Annotated in this window: 8 protein-coding genes and 1 pseudogene; 4 read left to right on the top strand and 5 right to left on the bottom strand. The window is 44.8% G+C overall.

Annotation, left to right across the window (positions count from 1 at the left end):
* On the top strand, positions 1 to 10,149 hold a 10,149-nt coding region (locus MMA19_RS06750; RefSeq protein ID WP_261359876.1), incomplete at its 5' end, for a VCBS domain-containing protein.
* A gap of 112 nt (positions 10,150 to 10,261) precedes the next feature.
* Here MMA19_RS06750 and MMA19_RS06745 read toward each other — a convergent pair.
* The 4 genes and pseudogenes from MMA19_RS06745 to MMA19_RS06730 form a co-directional block, all read right to left on the bottom strand.
* Entirely contained in the window at positions 10,262 to 12,376 is a 2,115-nt protein-coding gene (locus MMA19_RS06745; protein WP_006069705.1) for a type I secretion system permease/ATPase, read from the bottom strand.
* A gap of 14 nt (positions 12,377 to 12,390) precedes the next feature.
* On the bottom strand, positions 12,391 to 14,301 hold the full coding sequence (locus MMA19_RS06740; RefSeq protein WP_240205823.1) for an EAL domain-containing protein: 1,911 nt from the start codon (positions 14,299 to 14,301) through the stop codon (positions 12,391 to 12,393).
* 6 nt (positions 14,302 to 14,307) lie between these two features.
* Positions 14,308 to 14,907: pseudogene (locus MMA19_RS06735) on the bottom strand (transglutaminase-like cysteine peptidase); the annotation flags it as partial.
* A 120-nt stretch (positions 14,908 to 15,027) separates the two neighbouring features.
* Entirely contained in the window at positions 15,028 to 16,419 is a 1,392-nt protein-coding gene (locus MMA19_RS06730) for an HlyD family type I secretion periplasmic adaptor subunit (protein ID WP_006069702.1), read from the bottom strand.
* Between the two features lie 357 nt (positions 16,420 to 16,776).
* Here MMA19_RS06730 and pdxH point away from each other — a divergent pair, with 357 nt between their 5' ends.
* Positions 16,777 to 17,415: a pyridoxamine 5'-phosphate oxidase gene (gene pdxH / locus MMA19_RS06725; protein WP_006069701.1), complete on the top strand. Its 639-nt coding sequence runs from the start codon at positions 16,777 to 16,779 to the stop codon at positions 17,413 to 17,415.
* Positions 17,416 to 17,695: 280 nt separating this feature from the next.
* Complete coding sequence (locus MMA19_RS06720; RefSeq protein ID WP_006069700.1) at positions 17,696 to 18,496, top strand: AraC family transcriptional regulator; 801 nt, start codon at positions 17,696 to 17,698, stop codon at positions 18,494 to 18,496.
* Here MMA19_RS06720 and MMA19_RS06715 read toward each other — a convergent pair whose 3' ends face one another.
* Positions 18,497 to 19,213, bottom strand: a complete 717-nt coding sequence (locus tag MMA19_RS06715; protein WP_038221820.1) for a UTRA domain-containing protein — start codon at positions 19,211 to 19,213, stop codon at positions 18,497 to 18,499. It lies immediately after the preceding gene.
* A 223-nt stretch (positions 19,214 to 19,436) separates the two neighbouring features.
* Between MMA19_RS06715 and MMA19_RS06710 the strand changes: the two genes are divergently transcribed.
* The gene (locus MMA19_RS06710) at positions 19,437 to 20,513 is read left to right on the top strand and encodes an ABC transporter substrate-binding protein (RefSeq protein ID WP_006069698.1); all 1,077 of its coding nucleotides are present in this window, start codon (positions 19,437 to 19,439) and stop codon (positions 20,511 to 20,513) included.
* Positions 20,514 to 20,538 lie beyond the last annotated feature (25 nt).

Genomic DNA, 20,538 nt, shown 5'->3' with positions numbered 1-20,538 from the left:
GATGCAGTTGAAGCATTAGCTGAAGGTGATGAAGTTCCTTTGAGCTTTACCGTTCAAGTTGAAGACGAACAGGGTGCTGTGGTTACTCAAACCATTTCTGTCACAGTAAAAGGCACCAATGATAAGCCAGTATTGGACTCTGAGCTCGTTACAGAAGGTGAAGTAAGGGAGTCCGGACATTTTGACAATGGTACTGAGGATGTCGGAGCACCAAGTACAGGTGGTCAACTTTCAGCGACGGATGTGGATTCCTCAAACTTAACGTGGAGTCCAGTAGGTGATGTTAGCAGTCAGTACGGTACATTTAATATCACAAGTGATGGCTTGTGGAGCTTTGTAATTGATAATGAAGCGGATGCAGTTGAAGCATTAGCTGAAGGTGATGAAGTTCCTTTGAGCTTTACCGTTCAAGTTGAAGACGAACAGGGTGCTGTGGTTACTCAAACCATTTCTGTAACTGTTAAAGGGACTAATGATGCACCAGTAATTGAAGATGCTGACAGTAAAGGTCGAGTGCGTGAAGCTGGTGATGATGACAACGGTAAAGCTGTCACAACAGGTTTTATTGATGCGTCGGATGTCGACAATGGAGCCGAGCTGAGCTTTACACTCAAAGAGCCAGCAGACACCACTTACGGTACATTCACTGTTGATGAAGAAACCGGTGATTGGCGTTACGAGCTGAAGGATGAACTACCAGCGACCGATGCGTTGGCAGAAGGTGAGAAGAAACGTCTTGAATACACGGTAGTCGTGGAAGATGAACATGGTGCCAGTGTTGAGCAGACGATTCAAATTGTTGTCAAAGGCAGCAATGATGCACCAGTCATAGACGATGTTGACAGTAAAGGTCGAGTACGTGAAGCCGGTGATGATGACAACGGCAAAGCTGTCACAACGGGTTTCATTGATGCGTCGGATGTCGATAATGGAGCGGAGCTGAGTTTCACACTCAAAGAGCCAGCAGACACCACTTACGGCACATTCACTGTTGATGAAGAAACCGGTGACTGGCGTTATGAGCTGAAGGATGATCTGCCTGCGACCGATGCGTTGGCAGAAGGTGAGAAGAAACGTCTTGAATACACGGTAGTCGTGGAAGATGAACATGGTGCTAGTGTTGAGCAGACGATTCGAATTGTTGTTAAAGGCAGCAATGATGCACCAGTCATAGACGATGTTGACAGTAAAGGTCGAGTGCGTGAAGCCGGTGATGATGACAACGGTAAAGCTGTCACAACGGGTTTCATTGATGCGTCGGATGTCGACAATGGAGCCGAGCTGAGTTTCACACTCAAAGAGCCAGCAGACACCACTTACGGTACATTCACTGTTGATGAAGAAACCGGTGACTGGCGTTACGAGCTGAAGGATGATCTACCAGCGACCGATGCGTTGGCAGAAGGTGAGAAGAAACGTCTTGAATACACGGTAGTCGTGGAAGATGAACATGGTGTCAGTGTTGAACAGACGATTCGAATTGTTGTTAAAGGTAGCAATGATGCACCAGTCATAGACGATGTTGACAGTAAAGGTCGAGTACGTGAAGCCGGTGATGATGACAACGGTAAAGCTGTCACAACAGGTTTTATTGATGCGTCGGATGTCGATAACGGAGCGGAGCTGAGTTTCACACTCAAAGAGCCAGCAGACACCACTTACGGTACATTCACTGTTGATGAAGAAACCGGTGACTGGCGTTATGAGCTGAAGGATGATCTGCCTGCGACCGATGCGTTGGCAGAAGGTGAGAAGAAACGTCTTGAATACACGGTAGTCGTGGAAGATGAACATGGTGCTAGTGTTGAGCAGACGATTCGAATTGTTGTCAAAGGCAGCAATGATGCACCAGTAATTGAAGATGCTGACAGTAAAGGTCGAGTACGTGAAGCCGGTGATGATGACAACGGTAAAGCTGTCACAACGGGTTTCATTGATGCGTCGGATGTCGATAACGGAGCGGAGCTGAGTTTCACACTCAAAGAGCCAGCAGACACCACTTACGGCACATTCACTGTTGATGAAGAAACCGGTGACTGGCGTTACGAGCTGAAGGATGATCTACCAGCGACCGATGCGTTGGCAGAAGGTGAGAAGAAACGTCTTGAATACACGGTAGTCGTGGAAGATGAACATGGTGCCAGTGTTGAGCAGACGATTCGAATTGTTGTTAAAGGTAGCAATGATGCACCAGTCATAGACGATGTTGACAGTAAAGGTCGAGTACGTGAAGCCGGTGATGATGACAACGGTAAAGCTGTCACAACAGGTTTTATTGATGCGTCGGATGTCGATAACGGAGCGGAGCTGAGTTTCACACTCAAAGAGCCAGCAGACACCACTTACGGTACATTCACTGTTGATGAAGAAACCGGTGACTGGCGTTATGAGCTGAAGGATGACCTGCCTGCGACCGATGCGTTGGCAGAAGGTGAGAAGAAACGTCTTGAATACACGGTAGTCGTGGAAGATGAACATGGTGCTAGTGTTGAGCAGACGATTCGAATTGTTGTCAAAGGCAGCAATGATGCACCAGTAATTGACGAAGACGAAAGCGACCTTACGGGTGTAGTTACTGAGTCTGGTGGCATCAATGTAGGGTCACCTGAAGCAACGGGGACCATAGTGGCTAATGATGTAGATACTGGGCACGACCTCACTTTCTCAGTTGCTGATGGTACCTCACAGTACGGTCAGTTCGTTATCACTGACCCAAAAACGGGGGAGTGGAAATTTGTTTTAGATAACGAATCAGACGCCGTTCAGAAGCTAGCTCAAGGTGAGACATTGCCAATTACCTTTGACGTCATCGTTGAAGATGAGTGGGGAGCAACTGACACTGAAGTGGTAACAATTACTATCAACGGTACCAATGATAGACCTGACTCCGAAGACTTCTCAATTACACTCTCCGGAGATGATGCGATTCCAGTTATTTTTGATACTGGAGAAGGTTCTATTGAGGGTGATGGAACCGACCATATCTCCGACTATGAAGATGATCGTAGTACCACGGATGGAAAGTCACTGTCAGTTGTAATCACTGAGCTGCCTTTAGGCGGTACACTTCTCTACACTGAAAACGGTGAAACTCGAGCGATTGTTGAAGCTGACCTCCATGTCGAAGGAGGGGCTAACGGCACACCGTTTAATCCAGATAATATTTCCTATCTACCTGATGAAAGTGCTCAAGGCTTTGTTTTAGGTGTTAAAGATTCGCAAGGGTTGGACAGCGAAGCCAGTTCGCAAACCGATTTCTTAAACTGGGGGTCTCCCGGTAATAATCCTGGAGAGCGCATTTTAACTTTGGGTGATGACTCGATCAGGATTACCTCAATTGGTGGGGATCTCACTCAGTACCGGGGAGACGCTAACCACGTTGGATTTGGTCTTGGTGTCGGTGGTGGACAAGGCATCAATGAGGGAGAGACTATTTCGATTGATTTCTCCGAGAGACCAGCCACTTCAGTGACATTAGGGCTAGATGGTCTAGGTGGCTATTTTGATGAAAATCTCAACAATGCCAACGAGTCATCAGTACTAGTTACCGTTACCTTAAGCGATGGTTCAACGAGAGTTCTAGATCCGATTCAAAAGACGACGTCTGGTAATAGCGATCTTGATTTAGACATTACGATATCAATCGATGATCTTTCTGGCGCTGAAGGGTTACAAATATATGGTGTCACGGTTGGAACTGAAGGTAATGGAAACTGGGAACTAAGATACCTAGAGACGAGTTTAGAAGACTCCTTTGATTATAAAGCACTTGATTCTGATGGCGCATATAGTGATGAATCAACAGTGACTATCGATGACCAACGTACCAACCTAGCACCAGATGCGATTGATGACCCAGAGTCTTATAGCCTTGTTCAAGGTGATATGGGAGCGGGCGATCAAGGTTGGGATATGGTTGACAGCATTCAGGCGAAATATGATGGCCAAACTGTTAACTACAATATCGACGGTACTGACCGTATTGGTATTCCTGATGGCACTACCAACGGTGGCCCTGAATCTCAAATTCAATATAACCGAAATGAAGAAGAGTCTGAGCAGCTCATTATTACGCTCAAAGAGCCAGCTGTAGATGGGGCTTTTTCTGTAACCAACTTGTTCGCCAATGAGGGCGGGGCAGGCAGTCATGAACAAGGTAAGTGGAGTGCTTATTTGGGCGATACTCTGGTTGCCAGTGATTATTTCCATAATGAGTCAGGTAATAAAGGCACGTTTGATATTGAAACGGGCGGTTTTGCCTACGACAAATTGGTATTTGAGTCTGTTGATTTTACAGGTGGCCCTGCACGTGGCACTGACTCTTCTGATTATTTCCTTCAGGGCATTGAAGTGGTCGGTGCGGGCGCTTATGTCTTTGACCATGATGAACCTGTCGTCATTCCGCTTTCAGAGCTTTTATCTAACGACGATGCCGTGGATGGTGATGATATTCGTATCACTTACGTGTTCGGTGAGACGCAAGGTGATGCGCGTATTGAAGGTGGTAATGTCATTTTCGATTTGCCTGAAGGCTTTGCGGGTCGCACTGAGTTCCAGTACCAAATTACCGACGATAAAGGTGGCTTTGACACTGCAACAGTGAATGTTCTGGTCAACCCTGGACCGATTTCAGTCAGCGGGTTTGAGATAGGTACGGCTAGTGTTGAAGAAGGGGAGAGCTTCTCCTATAACGTGACTCTGGACGGTTCTACCAATGTGAAGACTTTCTTTGACATTGAGTTTGGCGCTAATGGCGATGAGGCTTCAGCTAATGATGTTGACCCATCGACTATGACCTTCAGCAATGGGGTCACTTACAACGAGGTGACTGGAGAGCTTGAAGTTCCTGCTAACGTTTCTGACTTTACAATTACGTTGCCGACAATCGATGATAATCGTTATGAGGGTGACGAAGGCTTTACTCTGGTAGTCGACGGTCAAACTGTGACTGGAGATATTCAAGATAACGATCCAATCACACTCTCATTGAGTGGTGGTGGGGAAGTGAGCGAAGATGCGGGAAGTGTTCCGTTCACTCTGTCTTTAAGTAATCCTTCTGATGTCGACCTCACGGTAGCGCTCGATCGACTCGATGTTGATACCGATGATGATGACTTTACTACTACGACGGCGAGCTATAACGATGGGACGACCAATGTTCCACTACAGATTGTTAATGGCGAGATTACCATTCCAGCTGGTGTTACCTCCGTCAATATCCAAGTAGGTATCCAAGATAACGATGTCTATGAGCAAGATGAGAACTTTACGTTAAAAGTGACTGAGCCAGCTGGTCTGACAGTTAACGGTAACGTAGGCGTGTCTGCTGGTGCCACTATTTCTGATGATGGGCAACTAGGCGGGCAGTCTGGTGGTGATAATGATAATTTAGCCCCTGCCATTGACTTAAATGGCGAAGATTACGAGATTGTTTTTGAGAGTGAAAGAGCGGGTTACTCTAATGTGTTTGGTTATTTTTACACCGACTCACAAGGTAATCCAACCGACCCTGTAGTGTTAATACATGATACTAATGCGGGACTTGCCAATGATCAGTTATTAGCTGAACTGGATTCTAAGGAAGGGCTGGAATTTTTCCTTATTGCCAATGGTGCAAATCAAACCCCAGATGATGCAGTACTCAGTTTTAATGCTCAAGGCGACTTGTTGGTAAACGGCCAGATACCAAGTAAGCCTGTCTACTTATCAACAGAAGATAGTGTTCAGTATCAATTTACGGTTTCTGGAGTTGATGATGGTGCACTGGAAATCCGTGTTGAAGATATTGCGTACGATGAAAGTGATAAAGACTTTAATGATCTAGTCGTCACCCTGCGTCCGACTAATGCAAGTGATGGTACGGGTTACACTACAACCTTTAGTGAAGGTGATGATCCTGTTGTCATTGTTGACCAAGACGTCACTGTCACAGATGATATCGATGTGATAACTAGAGCTGAAATTACCCTTACCAACGCTCAGTCTGGTGACTCAATTGCACTCGCAGCTGCGGCGGTACTTGCTTCAGGTTTGACAATCACTCATGCATTAGGCTCCGATACTATTGTGATAAGTGGCACGGGCAGTGCTTCAGATTATGAGGCTGCACTGAAGTGGGTTGAGTTTAGTAATGATAGTGAAGATCCAAGTGCGATTCCGAGACAGATAGAAATCAAGGTGTTCGATGACCAAAATATCGAATCAAACACTGCAATTTCAACGATTAATGTCGCTCCTATCAATGACGGACCAGAATCAGAAAGCTTTAGTTTCAGCATTACTGATAATGATGTTACAGCTGTCGTATTTGATACTACGAGAGCTGCCGTTGATGGTGTAGATTCTGGAGACGGCGATGACCATATTTCGGATATTGAAGATGACATAAATTCTGAACAGGTTCTAGTTGCGATCACGGAGCTTCCGATTGGTGGTACGCTCTACCATGATGGTGAGGAAATCACTCAGACAAATGTCGCCAACGGTGATACGTTTGATCCAACTAAGATAACCTATGAGCCTGATTCAGACGCTCAAGGCTTCATTCTTGGTACTAAAGTGGTGCCAACATCGAGTGATATGGAAAGTACTCAAGATGAGTTTTACAACTGGGGAACTGAAGTCGATGGTAGGAATAGAGTATTAGAGCTACCTAACACTGACGGCAGCACAGACAGTATCACCATTAACAGTAACAAAGGTAATCTCACTCAGTACCGAGGTGATGTTCAAGATAATCATGTTGGTCATGGCTTAGGTATTGGTGGCGGCCAAGGTATTAATGAAGGTGAGTGGTTATCTATAAACTTTGCAGATCGTCTTGCTACACATGTTAACCTTGGATTGGATGGCATGGGAGGCTATTTCTATAGTGATTTAGGTGGTCGAAACGAATCTGCTGTCACGATTAAGGTTACACTCAGCAATGGCGATACCGTTGATTACACACCTGATGTACAAAAAGATACGTCAGGTAATGACGTATTATTCCATGAACTGAGCTTCTCTGTTGATGATTTAGGTGATGTTGAAGAAGGGACTCTCATTGCTGGAGTGAGTGTTGGTACCGATGGCCGGGGTAACTGGGAATTACGCTATCTAGAAACCGCACTGAACGACAGCTTTAAATACAAAGCGGTTGACTCCGATGAAGGTGAAAGCCTTGAGTCCGTCGTTACCATCGTTGATGAGCGTGAAAATAATATGCCACCAACGCTCGATCTTGACTTAAGTGCTGACGGTACAGGCTTCGATACGAATTACCAAGAAGGTGATAGTGCTATTGAGGTTGTCGATAGTGACATCACCATTTTTGACGAGAAGAATGTCATCCATGAGGCCGAAATTGTCTTTACCAATCCAAAAGCGGGTGACAATTTTGGGATTGATGGTGCGACTAACCCACTGCTTAGCGGGATTAGTTATACAACAGAAGTACTCGATTCTGGTGCAATTAAAATCACTCTGAGCGGAGAAGCAACACCTGCCGATTATGAGGCTGCTATTCAGCTAATTGAATTCTCCAACTCCTCACAATCTCCGGGTGATGAGGACAGAGTCATTGAAATCACGACATTTGATGATGAAATGCAACCATCAAATACCGCAGTTTCAACCATTAACTTTACTGCGATAGCTGACCTAGTTGTTGCCGCCGCGATAGGTGACGAAGACAACAAGATTGCGTTGGATATACAATTGCCAGCGAACAGTGATGCGACTTCAGTAGTCATTAGCGATATACCTGACGGCGCTACATTATACTCGGATGATTCCACGTTATCAGTGACCAATAACAGCGCAACTGTGTTGCCATCACAGCTAGCAGGCTTATTTATCAAGCCTCCGCTAGATAGTGATGTAGATTTCACCTTGTCGGTGTCGGGACGTGATAGTCAAGACAATGTAGTAGAGGCTCATAGCTTAACCGTTACCGTTAAACCTGTTACAGATGAGCCAACACTTACAATCACGGGTGAGCAATTAATCTCATCTATTGATTTTGAAAACGTTAATCTTGGCAGCAGTTCTTGGCGTGGAAATGTGAGTGATAACGAGCTAAATCAGGACGGTTCACGAGGTGTTTGGGGGACAAATAACACCGGTAATGTTAGTGAAGTAGGTAACGAAAATGTTTATCTAGGAGGAAGTTCGGATAATCAGTTGTTTGAAATTGAAGGGCGACGTAACAACGATGACTCTCTGTACACTGAATTTGTGGGTGAAGCGGGTAAGTTCTATGAACTAAATTTTGATGTCGCGGCTAGAGCACTTAATAGTTCTCCTTTGAAAGTCTCTCTGGTAGACGTGAATGATTCATCTAATGTTGTAGAGATATATGAGTTTAATGATGCGGTTAATCGTAACTGGAATAATGTTCAAGAGTTTTTCCAAGTACCGTCAAACGGTACATATCGAGTATTGTTTGAATCAAGTCAAGCGGACAGCTATGGCGCTCTTTTAGATAATATTACGCTCTCTACTAGAAGTAATGTAGGGTACGAAGATACCTTTATTGATGTTAGTGATATTAAGTCTGTCAATCTAAATGATACTGATGGTTCAGAAGTCCTAAATCTACTTATACAAGGACTACCAACGGGAGCAATAGTTTCCAATGGTACTCTGACATCAATTGCCGATGCCGCTGGAGAGGTTGATATTTCTGGCTGGGATGACCTAAATGATCTCCAGATCAAGGTATTTGATACGGGAACTTATACCATCACAATCAAAGCGACGGCATCCGAGCAGGATGGTACTTACTCACCGATAGATAAAATAGCGTCGCAGACTTTTGACATTATTGCTCTGACAAATCCAGAGGTATCGCTTCTAAGTACTAATACTCCACCTGAAGTTACAGACTTCGAGTTTTTTGCTCCGGATGACACCATTCCACTCAACTTTGAAGATTTCGCAACCGATAGTGGAGATGATGCGATTGATTATAAAGATACGTTAGTTGAAATAGTGGATGAACCAGAATATGGGCAGCTGTATTTCCTCAGTGGTTCTGGTGAACGTTTTGACTTAGATGTAGGAGATGCAGTAGAAGATGGTACTGATATTTTCTATGACTTAGAGGTTGGTTTTGATGCTATTGCCCTTGGGTACAACCATGAAGGGGAGGAGCCATTTGGAAACGGTATCGAAGTAACCGGAGGAACGTATTCCGGTGATAAGCCACATATTGGTGCTCAGGTCGAAGATATCGCATTCGATGACCAAGCTGGTTTTTACACCAAGAGTGACCAAGATGGTGGTAACAGAGGGACGGAAGCGAAACAAAATGAGTTTATGTCTGTTAAATTTACTGCTGGCTTGATGACGAGAGCATTAGTTGGAGTCGGAGGTCTTACAGCACCATTTAGTGCTGCTGCGAATAGTAACGCACAGATTTTCGTCTACCTCTATGCTGGTGGTGTTTTGCTTGATGAGACTCCAATAGTAATGAATAACGATGCCATTGCAGAGCAGCAAGCCGTTATTGAGGTGCTATCAGAGATACCATTTGATGAAATGCGTATTATGCCATTTAGTGCTGATGACAGTGACGTAGGTTTTGTTTTACAAAGCGTGAAAGTTACTGATGGTGAAGTGGCAGACCAATTCGATTATCGAGCTGTAGATTCTGATGGCCTTTCAAGTGATGAGACTGCGACGGTTAACGTCAATATCATGCCAAATGGTAATGTGGACGAGTCTGAAGAAGTCGATTATGCAGTCCAGGGAGGCAGTGGCGTCACAGTTATCCATGGTACGGATGGTGACGATGTTCTATCCGGTGGACTTGGTAATGATGTATTAACTGGTGGTCTTGGAGATGACACCTTCAAATGGAGCGAAGGTGACTTAGACGGCAGTCATGATGTGATTACTGACTTCTCTCAAGTGGAAGGAAACCGCGACGTTATCGACTTGTCAGAGGTATTTGAAGATAGTAATACATCATTAGAAGCTTTGTTAGATAATGTCGCCGTCGGCGGAGACAAGATTACACTCACTGAAAACGATGATAATACGAGCACCTTGGTTAATGTCACCAAGGGCGATAAGAGTGTCACCATTGAACTTGAGGGTGTAACTGGATTGTCTGAATTGGATGTTCAACAGTTGAGCAATATCATCATTATTCATGACACTTAATCTAAGTGCATAGCGACAAAAAGGCCGCAGCTTAATCGTTGCGGCCTTTGTGTTTCTGTTGTGTCGTCTGAAATGATTTTACACATTGAGGACGAGGAGACATAGTTTGGCTTTAACTTGCAGCGCGAACTTTACCTTGTCTCAAATCACTCAACACCTGCACTTTAGGACCATCAGCAATAATTGCCCCTTTCTCCATGACGATGACTCTGTCTACCACATCTAGCATCGATGTTTTATGAGTAATTAAAATCAGGGTCTCGGATTCCTTAAGTTGTTTTAACTGTGTCTTGATATGCAGTTCGGAACGGTTATCCATTGAACTTGTCGGTTCATCCATAATCAAAATAGGTGGACGCGCTAAAAATGCTCGTGCAATAGCAACGGCTTGACGTTGACCACCGGATAACAGCAGACCACCTTCACCAACCTGACGCTCAAGACCAGCAGGATCTTGCTGAGTGAATACGGTCACCCCTGCACGGTTTGCTGCATCCATAACATCACGGTCGTCGACCAATGGTCGCCCTAGCGTAATGTTGTCGCGAATAGAGCCATAGAACAGAGCACAATCTTGCGGCACACAGCCTATATTGCGTCGTACATCCACGTGATGCAATTGAGCGATGTCTGTCTCATCAATACGCACGTGACCCTCTGTAGGCTGATACAGGCCCATTATGAGGCGCTCTAGCGTAGTTTTACCTGAGCCAATACGTCCAATAATCGCGACCTTTTCACCAGGTTCAATAGTAAGGCTCAGATCTCGAATGGACGCCATTGGAGAATCAGGGTAATGAAAGGTCACGCGATCCAATTCGATTTTGCCGTGGATGATTGGGCGATGAATATAGCGCTTTCCTTCCTCTTGCTCGTCGGGCATTGCCATTACTTGTTCAATGATGGTCATCGACGACTTTGCTTGATTGTATCGTGTAGAAAGCAATGAAAGCTGCACCAAAGGGCCAATAGCACGGCTACTTAGCATGGTTGCAGCAATCAGGCCACCCATCGTGAGCTCACCCTCTGCAATAAGATACACACCAAGAATGATCATTCCGATATTGGAAGATTGCTGAACAAATCCTGCGGTGTTTTGAATCCCATCCGTAATGCGCTTACTTTTGATGTTCCAGTTCGCCATGTGGGCCACAGCTTCTTCCCAACGATACTGATATTGGCTCTGTGCACCGAAGATTTTTACGGTTTCTAGGCCAGCTAAACTTTCAATAAGGTTGGCGTACTTTTGAGAAGCTAGGCGTGAACCTTCTTCAATCGTTTTACGCAGCGGTCCTTGTATCAACATCGAGTAGATGATTAATATCAACACACCGATGATTGGGATAATGACCAGATTGCCCGCCATGAGCCAGATAAGCACCAAAAATAGCAATGCAAACGGCAAGTCGATTAACGAAGCAATCGTTGCAGAGGTAAAGAATTCACGAATTGATTCAAATTCTTGTAAGTGACGCGCAAAGGCACCGACAGAAGGAGGACGTGATTCCATTCTGATGCCCATAACCTTGCTAAATAGCTTAGAGGAAATCAGGATGTCCGATTTTTTCCCTGCAACATCAATAAAGTAGCTACGCATAAGCTTAAGTACTAAATCGAATCCGAAGACAATAAATATCCCTGCCGCCAGTACCCATAGTGTTTCAAATGCTAGGTTAGGCACCACTTTGTCATAAACAAGACGAGTGAACAGTGGTGCGGCTACAGCAAATATATTGATCAATAGCGAGGCAATGAGCACATCACGGTAGATGCGTTTCGATTCCCACAGAGTGCCCCAGAACCAGTGGCCATCACGAGTTTTTAGGACTTCCGGTGAGCGCTCGTCATAGCGAAACTGCTTCTTGACCAAGAAGTAGCGGCCAGTGAATTGTTCTTTCAAATCCTCGAGCGGGACGGAAATGGGGACCATGCCGGACTCAAGCGTAATCACTTCTGCTTCATTGGCATCGGAATCAATACTGTTTAGTACGCAAGCATCGCCACCTTTCAACAGCAGTATCACAGGAAATACGATGCTTGGGATTTTATCTATATCAGAGCGATTCTCCTTCGCTACCAATCCAGCGCGCTCGGCTGAACGAGGAAGTAAGAATGGTGTTAGCTTACCTTCCGATAGGGGTAAGCCGTTCACCAATGCTTCTGGGGAATTGGCTAAGCCGTAGTATCGGCTGATATAGATAAGCGAGTTTAGTAACGGATCCTTCATGGATTCTGCACCTATTATTTGTCCACGATAAAGCCTTGGAATACATCCACAAAGTGCTCAGACAAGAAGTCGAGCTGAGTTTGTGTTTCCACTCGTGAGGCAATAGTTTTAATACCCAAATTGTGCGCCGTTCGCGAAATCGATGTTAGCGTAAATTTCTGTTTTTCATCGTCAAGCTGGTGGGTATAGAGATAATCCAGTTTCACATAATCTGGTCTGAACTCGTTGAGATACTCCAGTGATTGGAAGTTCCGACCATAGTTATCCACACCGAACTTGGCACCTTCATTGCGAATAGCGTTACAGAAGAGCGCAGTATGGTGCGGATTATTGATAAAGCAGCTTTCTGGGATCTCAAAGTGTAGTTTGTCGTTAATGTCACGATGTTTGGCGAGCACTTGGCTAATCCAGCGAATGAAGCTTGGTTGAGCGATACTAGTTGGGGTGATGTTAATCGCCATTGAATCAGACATTTCTTCTCGCTCAAGCTTGTTAATCACCGACATGATAACGTGCTCATCAAAGATATGGCTGGCATCAAGCTGCTCTAGAGCAAGTAGGTATTGATTGGCTGTATAGCGTTCGCCATTCATTTCGATGGCAGAGAACACCTCTCGGTGATACGTCTCACCACCACTGCTGTTTGCCGATTGGAATCTAAAGGTCACTGCATCGTCGCTGATCGCTTCTTCTACCAGTGAACGCCATTGCTGTTTACCCATGATGACGCCAGTATGCTCACTAGAGATATAACCATAATCGATTTCCGGATTAGATTTCGCTTTAGTCAGTGCGTTATCGAGCACGGAGAGCATTTGTGTTGAGTTTTTGCGCTCTTCATTAAAGACAACACCTAGCGATGCGTTAGCTTTGCTCAGACCTGTAGGATCGGCGTTTAGATCTTGAATACAAGTAATGATGCTATTTGCCGCAAACTTCAATTCGCTTTCGTCAATGTTCGGGAATACAAAACCGAACTCATCGGTTGATATACGGGCAATGACGGTGTTGGGAATATTGATGGTCATCGATAAGAGATCAGACAGCTCTCTCACTAATCCATCGCCAGCCTCGTAGCCATCAGCTTTGTAGGTTTGTTTAATGAACTCAGCGTGTAAGATAGCCACACCGCCTAGCGAAGACTCTGAAAGCCATTGATTTAACTGGCCCATAAAGAAGGCGCGGTTACCAAGTTGAGAGACTGGATCCATATAAGCGCGTTCACGGAGCTTCTGTGCTTCTTTCGCTTGTTGTTTGAACGACTCTTCAACATGCGCGGACATGCTGTTTATACCATCAACGACGGCGATCAAGTCTTTCGTATTGGGACGAAGCAAAGGTTCACCAAACTGCTTATTCGCTACCTGTTCCATTTTGTTTACGATAGCTCTAAGTGGCGTGAGAGCTCGTCTCAGGATAAAGGCTATAGATAACAAACCTAAGGTAAAGATAACAACGAATGCTCCAGCAAGGCGCTCAAACGCTTGCCAAAGCTGAGCGTAAGCTTCACCGGGATGACTGATGATTTCTACTTCAGCCAATTGCAGCCAACCGCTAGTAACCACGCGGGAATCATGAATGGGCGTAAATAGGTTTAGGTTGGTAAACCAATCTGGTACTCCGTTGGGTTTGATAGGATAGCTGCGGACAATCTCTTCATCGGTCTCTAGGAAAACGAGTTTTACTGTGGAATAAGTACTGCCATCAAATAGCGCATTAATCACAGATTCAACCGCAACCTTGTCTTGTGTCTTCAAGTAAGGTGCTAAGGCCAACCCCACGGTGTTAATCGTGTTGTTTACCTCTGAGCGTTGTTGCTGCTCTAGGAAGTTTTTAGTCGTGTTGAACTCGATGATAAACACCGACGTCAATAGCATAATGAATACTGCTATCATGCCGACCACTAGCTGTCTGTATAGTGTCATAATTGTTTACTCGTCGTAATTTACCTTAGGTTTCCTTAACGTCAATGAACGCTCTCGGCTTCGCAAATCATTCCATAATTTCAGTCTCGACGACTTTCCGGCTAATTTGCCCTGGGTTGTTTTCATGGTCCACAAGTTGCGACCATTAAAGCTGTAGATCGGTAGCAAATCGCCTCGCTTAGAAGCGGGTTTGATCTCACCAATCAGGTTATCCAAAATCAGCGGCTGTGAACGCGGTGTCTCGTAGTAGGCGAGTACCATGTGAAATTGGTTCAATTCGATGGCTTTGACGTACACAAGCCTCAGTTTTTTGTCGGGAATACCGAGCTCAAGCAGTGAGAAGTACTTAGCAATAGTAAAGTCTTCACAATCCCCTGCATTACTGCCCAAAAATTCTAGTGGTGTGGCCCAGTAGTCTTTCTTACCCCATAAATGTATGTCGTCGACAAAGTTGAGTTGATTGAAAAACTGATTCACTCCAGCAAGTTGCTCTTTCTCTGATTTACCCTGTAAATCTTCGATAACAGTGCGCCAAGTTTCGACTCGTTTACCGGCTCGAGGTCCATACGTTTTTGCTACGGTGCTTATCCAACGCTGCTCTTGCTTGGTATAGGCGTCACTATATCCAGCCAAAGAAATAGCTGTGATTACCCCGCATACCAACAGTGCGGTTTTGAACTTAGTTTGCAGACTTCCTGTCCGCTCAATCCGTAACACTACATTCCTTTATTCTTTCAGTGCGTTGTTTTGCGCACTTAGTATTGGCTTGAGTAGATAATCCAGAACCGTTCTCTTGCCTGTAATAATGTCCACGGACGCTGTCATACCTGGAATGATCGGTAACTGCTCATCGTGTCCAAAATTGGTTTTGTCAGTTCTTACTCTTACGATATAGAAGCTATTTCCTTCTTCGTCTTGAGTCGTATCGGCACTGATATGCTCCAAGGTGCCATCTAATCCGCCGTATTTGGTGAAGTCATACGCACTGAATTTGACGATGGCATGAAGATCGGGTCTTAGGAAAGCAATATCCTGTGGTGCTATTTTGGCTTCCACTAACAAAGTGTCTTCCGTTGGCACTATCTCTACGATATCCATTCCAGGTTGAATAACGCCGCCTACAGTATTGACGTTCAGTGTCTTAACGGTGCCGTTAACAGGAGAGACCACAACAGTACGGTTTACACGATCTTCCAACCCTACGGCTGACTCAGTCATAGAAGAGAGCTTATCTTGAGCTTGATTGAGCTTTTCTTGCTGTTCTGAACGGAACTTCTGTGCAATATCAATGCGGCTTAGCATGGACTCTTGAATAGCAGATTTTAAAGCTGGGACTTTCAGTTCTGTGGAGGTTAACTCACGTCGAGTGTCATTGACCTGACGCTGAAGCTTTAATAATTCGACTTTAGGAACAACTCCCTCATCGGCAAGAGGCTTGGTGATATTCAGTTCATCACGTGCAAGGTTATAGCCTTCTCTGAGGTTATGGACTCGCGCTTGGATTTCTATCAGATCTTGTTGTTTTTGACGAACTTGTTGATCAATAACGGAAAGCTCATTGCGTAGCTTGTTGAGGTCCTGACGGTATTCAGCGCGTTGTCTGGCAACCAGCGCTTTGTTCTCTTCTTCAAAAGTAGGTGGGAACGCGAGTTTGTTGAAATCCAGGGTCACCGACTTTTGCCATTCTTTATCTTTGACATCTTCATTGATGACCACACTGGTTAAGGAGGCTGAGAGTTGTAGGACGTTGGCGGTCAAATTGAGAACTTGTTGCTCTCGTTCGCGGTAATCTGAGCGGAAACGCGTATCGTCAATAAGCAGAAGTTGCTGACCTTTCTTGACCGTGTCACCTTCTTTCACCAAAATTTCTTTAACAAGGCCACCTTCGAGGTTCTGGATCACTTGTACTTGTGATGAAGGAATGACTTTGCCTTGCCCGACCGTCACTTTGTCTATTTCAGCCCAAGATGCCCACACTGCCGCACTAATAAAAAAGAGCACCATAACCCACAGCATAATCCGAGCACTGGTGGGGGTATTAAGGAGTAAGGCCGCGGTTTTGTCATCGATGTAGTCGAGTTCAGCGTCAGAGACCTTTTTGTATTCTTTTTTATCCATGTTCAACTCGGAATCCAGATGGCTAGGATTTATCTAATAATATGATTTTATTACCATCGTTAATGAAATGTAACCTTTTCAACAACAAAGAGTCGATCTATCCTGCATATTTATCAACAATCTAATATTTCAAGAATTGCATCTATCGGTATGTTTTCAACGTATTTAGAAGTTTAGCAGTGGATTCTTGTTTATAAAGTAATGAATTATCGAAAATTTGTCTGTTATGGCTGCGTGTGTCATAAGCTCGAATACAAACTAGGAGATTGGATTTAAAAATCGATAATAAGATACCGTTAGCGGGTTGTTTTCTAGTAGTTTAGAGCGCAGAATTCAAGAAAAACGTGAGGAGTGGTTATGGGAATTGAAGATATCCGCCGAGAGTATTCTCAAGGGGGGTTACGTCGAAAGGACTTGAATAGCGATCCTATTGTTCAATTTAATCTTTGGTTGCAACAAGCTGTCGACGCTAAATTGACCGATCCTACGGCAATGACAGTGGCGACGGTTGATGAACGCGGAATGCCGTTTCAACGCATCGTGTTATTGAAAAATGTGGATAGTGAAGGCTTCGTTTTTTACACCAACTTGGGTAGTCGTAAAGCTCAACATATAGAGCACAACAGTAAAGTAAGCTTACACTTTCCTTGGCATCCATTAGAACGACAAGTGCATATTACGGGTGTCGCTGAGAAATTGACGGCAATGGAAAACATGAAGTATTTCACCTCTCGCCCCAAAGAAAGCCAACTTGCTGCTATCGCAAGTAAGCAAAGTAGTCGTATTTCAACTCGTGGCGTACTTGAAGGTAAGTTCCTAGAGTTAAAGCAGAAATTTGCTAAAGGTGAAATTCCTGTACCTTCATTCTGGGGTGGTTATCGCATTCGCCCTGAATCGATTGAATTCTGGCAAGGTGGTGAACACCGACTTCATGATCGCTTCTTATTTAGTAAAGACGGTCAAGGTCAATGGGATGCAGAGCGACTCGCTCCGTAACCATTAGTGCAAATATTGTTTCTAAGCTGCGGTTTTCGCAGCTTTTTTTATGTCTCTATCATCTATATCGCACAAATTACAACCACCGTAACTTATCGCTTCATGATCATGGTTCCGGAAGCTTGATCAAGTAAGGATCCTTTTTCGCAGTTCTAAGCGGGATACAAAATCATCACTCCGTGCCCGTTATCACAAGCTTGGTGGCGATTACTTTTTCCAATTGCTATTGAAATGGGTATACTCGGCGGATCGAATCTCATTTTACAAGATGGCCGGAAACATGGTGACACGAAACAATGACATCCTTGATCATGCTTCCCCAAAACCAGCAGAAATCGTTCGGTTACCCTCTCATATGGACTCACACGAGCACCAATACACCCAAGTTGTGATTGGGTTGAAGGGGAAATCTGAGTTTGATGTAGGCGGTGTGGGTAACCTCGTCGGCCCGGGACAAGGGTGCGTGGTAACGTCAGGCCTTGATCATGCTTTCGGAGGTGTGATTGATCAGCCAGATATTCTCGTGTTGAATATGCCTCTCCCTAACAATGACGATCCGGTACTTCTTCAACGAATCAACGAGTTATCTCAATCCAAGACTTATTTTCAGTTGGATATCCAAATTCAAAAGCTGATACAAATGTTAGTGGCGGAAATGAAAAGCAGCCCTGATGATTTGCTGTTAAGTCGTGCATGCAATGACACGGTCGTAGCATTATTACAACGCCATATCTCAGATCTTAAAACATCACTTCGTGACTCACGATTCGATCTTGAACAGATCGATCGTTACATTGAACAGCACCTGTGTCATAAGATCTCTGTGGCTCAATTAGCTGGAAGCGTATTTTTAGGCGAAAGCCAATTTCATATGCTTTTTAAAGAGCAAATCGGTATTACTCCTCATCAATATGTATTGAACAAACGTGTCGATGCCGCAAAACGCTTAATTGAGCAAGGCAACTTAAACCTTGGTCAAGTCGCTGAGTTAACAGGCTTTTCAGGACAAAGCACTTTTACGCATGCCTTTTCACGTTTACAAGGTGTTTCTCCTTCGCAATATCGAAAGCGCTTCTCTTGATCATTGCGACTCGCTATCAATACAAATCATCATGGCATCTGGTCGCCAATACTCAAACTCACAATCCATTAATACCCCATATTGGTTAAAGTTCACGCGGCAAATTTTGACAACGGGTTGTCCCTCCACCAAGTTAAGGGCTTGTGCCACATGACTTGGAGCGGACGTAGGGATGACGTCGAAGTGTGAACGTTGGGTATGGAACTGGTATTTCTCTTGGTAGCACTTAGTGAGCGATAGTGTCAGGTTCTCTTCCAGTATCTTTGGGAACAGGGCAGCGATCAGGCAGTTCTCTACAAACAGCACGACCCGACCATCGATATACCTTAAGCGTTCAATAATATGGATCGGTGTAATGGTATCTACGGCCAATGCCTTGGCGTACATTCCGCTCGCCATTTCACTTCTTACACTGACTAGCTTAGTTTCGGCGATACGGTGCTGCTCGCGGATCATCTGATGAAAGTGACTGCGCGACAATGGGTTATAGCGAATACGTTCTGGAGAGACAAACCAACCTCGACGTTCCTCTCGATAAATCAATCCTTCAGTTTCTAGTGAAGTCAGCGCATCTTTAATGGTAATACGCGTAGTAGAAAACAGGTCGCTAAGGTCTCGTTCGGATGGCAGTTTCTGGCCTGCAATCATGATATTACTTTGGATTTGTTCTCGAATAGTCGTCTTTATTTTACTGAGCTGTGTTGTTTGGATTGGCATTGAGTGATCTAGTCCATGATTCATCGGCATGAACAAGATACGACAGGCGAGTAACAGTTTCATGACAACAGAAACTGACTTATCAGTCACTGGCTTTAATAAATTTGACGTATAACTGCCATCTAACCTCAATAAAAACGTCAAATACAGGCACATAAATTGTCACATTCCCCAAATAGCATAAAAAGTGAACTTACTGACCTAGTCCAGAGGGATAGAGACAATGAAAACTTTGCTTAACCGTGCAAGTATCACCGCAAAACTCAGTGCTGTGACACTTATTGCCACTGCGATTTCTTCCACTGCTTTTGCTAACGATAGCGTCACTGCTCTTACAGAAGCGGCGAAGCAGGAAGGTGCGGTTTACAGTGTGGGTATGCCTGATAGTTGGGCAAACTGGAAAGATACTTGGAATGACCTTAAGTCTGATTATGGACTTAAGCACCAAGATACGGATATGAGCTCGGCACAGGAAATTGCTAAGTTTGAAGCTGAAAAGAAAAATGCGACAGCAGATATTGGTGATGTCGGCTTTGCATTCGCTCGAGTGGCGGTTCAAAAGGGCGTAACGCAACCGTATAAGCCTACCACATGGGACGAGATTCCTGATTGGGCCAAAGATAAAGACGGCCACTGGGCACTGGCGTATACAGGGACTATCGCGTTTATCTCAAACAACAACTTGGTCAAAGATGCCCCAAAAACGTGGCAAGACCTTCTTGAGGGCGACTACAAAGTGACGGTCGGCGATGTGGGTGTGGCAGCGCAGGCTAATAATGCCGTTTTGGCGGCAGCTTTCGCTAACGGTGGCGATGAGTCTAACCTTGGCCCAGCGATTGAGTTTTTCTCTAAGCTTGCCAAGCAAGGGCGTCTATCATTCACTGACCCTAGTATTGCCAACCTTGAGAAAGGTGAAGTAGAAGTGGCAATCCTTTGGGATTTCAATGCGCTTAATTATCGTGACCAAATTGACCGCTCACGCTTTAGCGTCAATATCCCGCAAGATGGCTCGGTGATCTCCGGTTACACCACGATTATCAACAAGTATGCGAAAAACCCTAACGCTGCAAAATTAGCTCGTGAACACATCTTTAGTGACCGAGGGCAGATCAACCTAGCTGAAGGTTATGCGCGTCCAATTCGTTCCAACGTTAAGTTGCCTGAATCGGTACAAGCTAAACTGATTGCTAACGACCAATACGGTAACGTTCATCCTGTCACAGACTTTAAAGCTTGGGAAAAGTCAGCGCGTCGCCTGCCTCGCCAGTGGCAAGAAAACGTACTGATTCACCAACAGTAATTTGAGACTTTTATACAGAGGTAAG

It is taken from the genome of Vibrio sp. CyArs1 (assembly GCF_022432925.1).
Taxonomy (GTDB): Bacteria; Pseudomonadota; Gammaproteobacteria; order Enterobacterales; family Vibrionaceae; genus Vibrio; species Vibrio mediterranei.
The sequence above is the reverse complement of the archived record's forward strand: the minus strand, read 5'-3'. Positions and strand labels throughout refer to the sequence as shown.

Coding starts and splice junctions, on each gene's coding strand:
- MMA19_RS06745 (WP_006069705.1), bottom strand. CDS start 12,376: ATGAAGGATCCGTTACTAAACTCGCTTATCTATATCAGCCGATACTAC.
- MMA19_RS06740 (WP_240205823.1), bottom strand. CDS start 14,301: ATGACACTATACAGACAGCTAGTGGTCGGCATGATAGCAGTATTCATT.
- MMA19_RS06730 (WP_006069702.1), bottom strand. CDS start 16,419: ATGGATAAAAAAGAATACAAAAAGGTCTCTGACGCTGAACTCGACTAC.
- pdxH (WP_006069701.1), top strand. CDS start 16,777: ATGGGAATTGAAGATATCCGCCGAGAGTATTCTCAAGGGGGGTTACGT.
- MMA19_RS06720 (WP_006069700.1), top strand. CDS start 17,696: ATGGTGACACGAAACAATGACATCCTTGATCATGCTTCCCCAAAACCA.
- MMA19_RS06715 (WP_038221820.1), bottom strand. CDS start 19,213: ATGCCAATCCAAACAACACAGCTCAGTAAAATAAAGACGACTATTCGA.
- MMA19_RS06710 (WP_006069698.1), top strand. CDS start 19,437: ATGAAAACTTTGCTTAACCGTGCAAGTATCACCGCAAAACTCAGTGCT.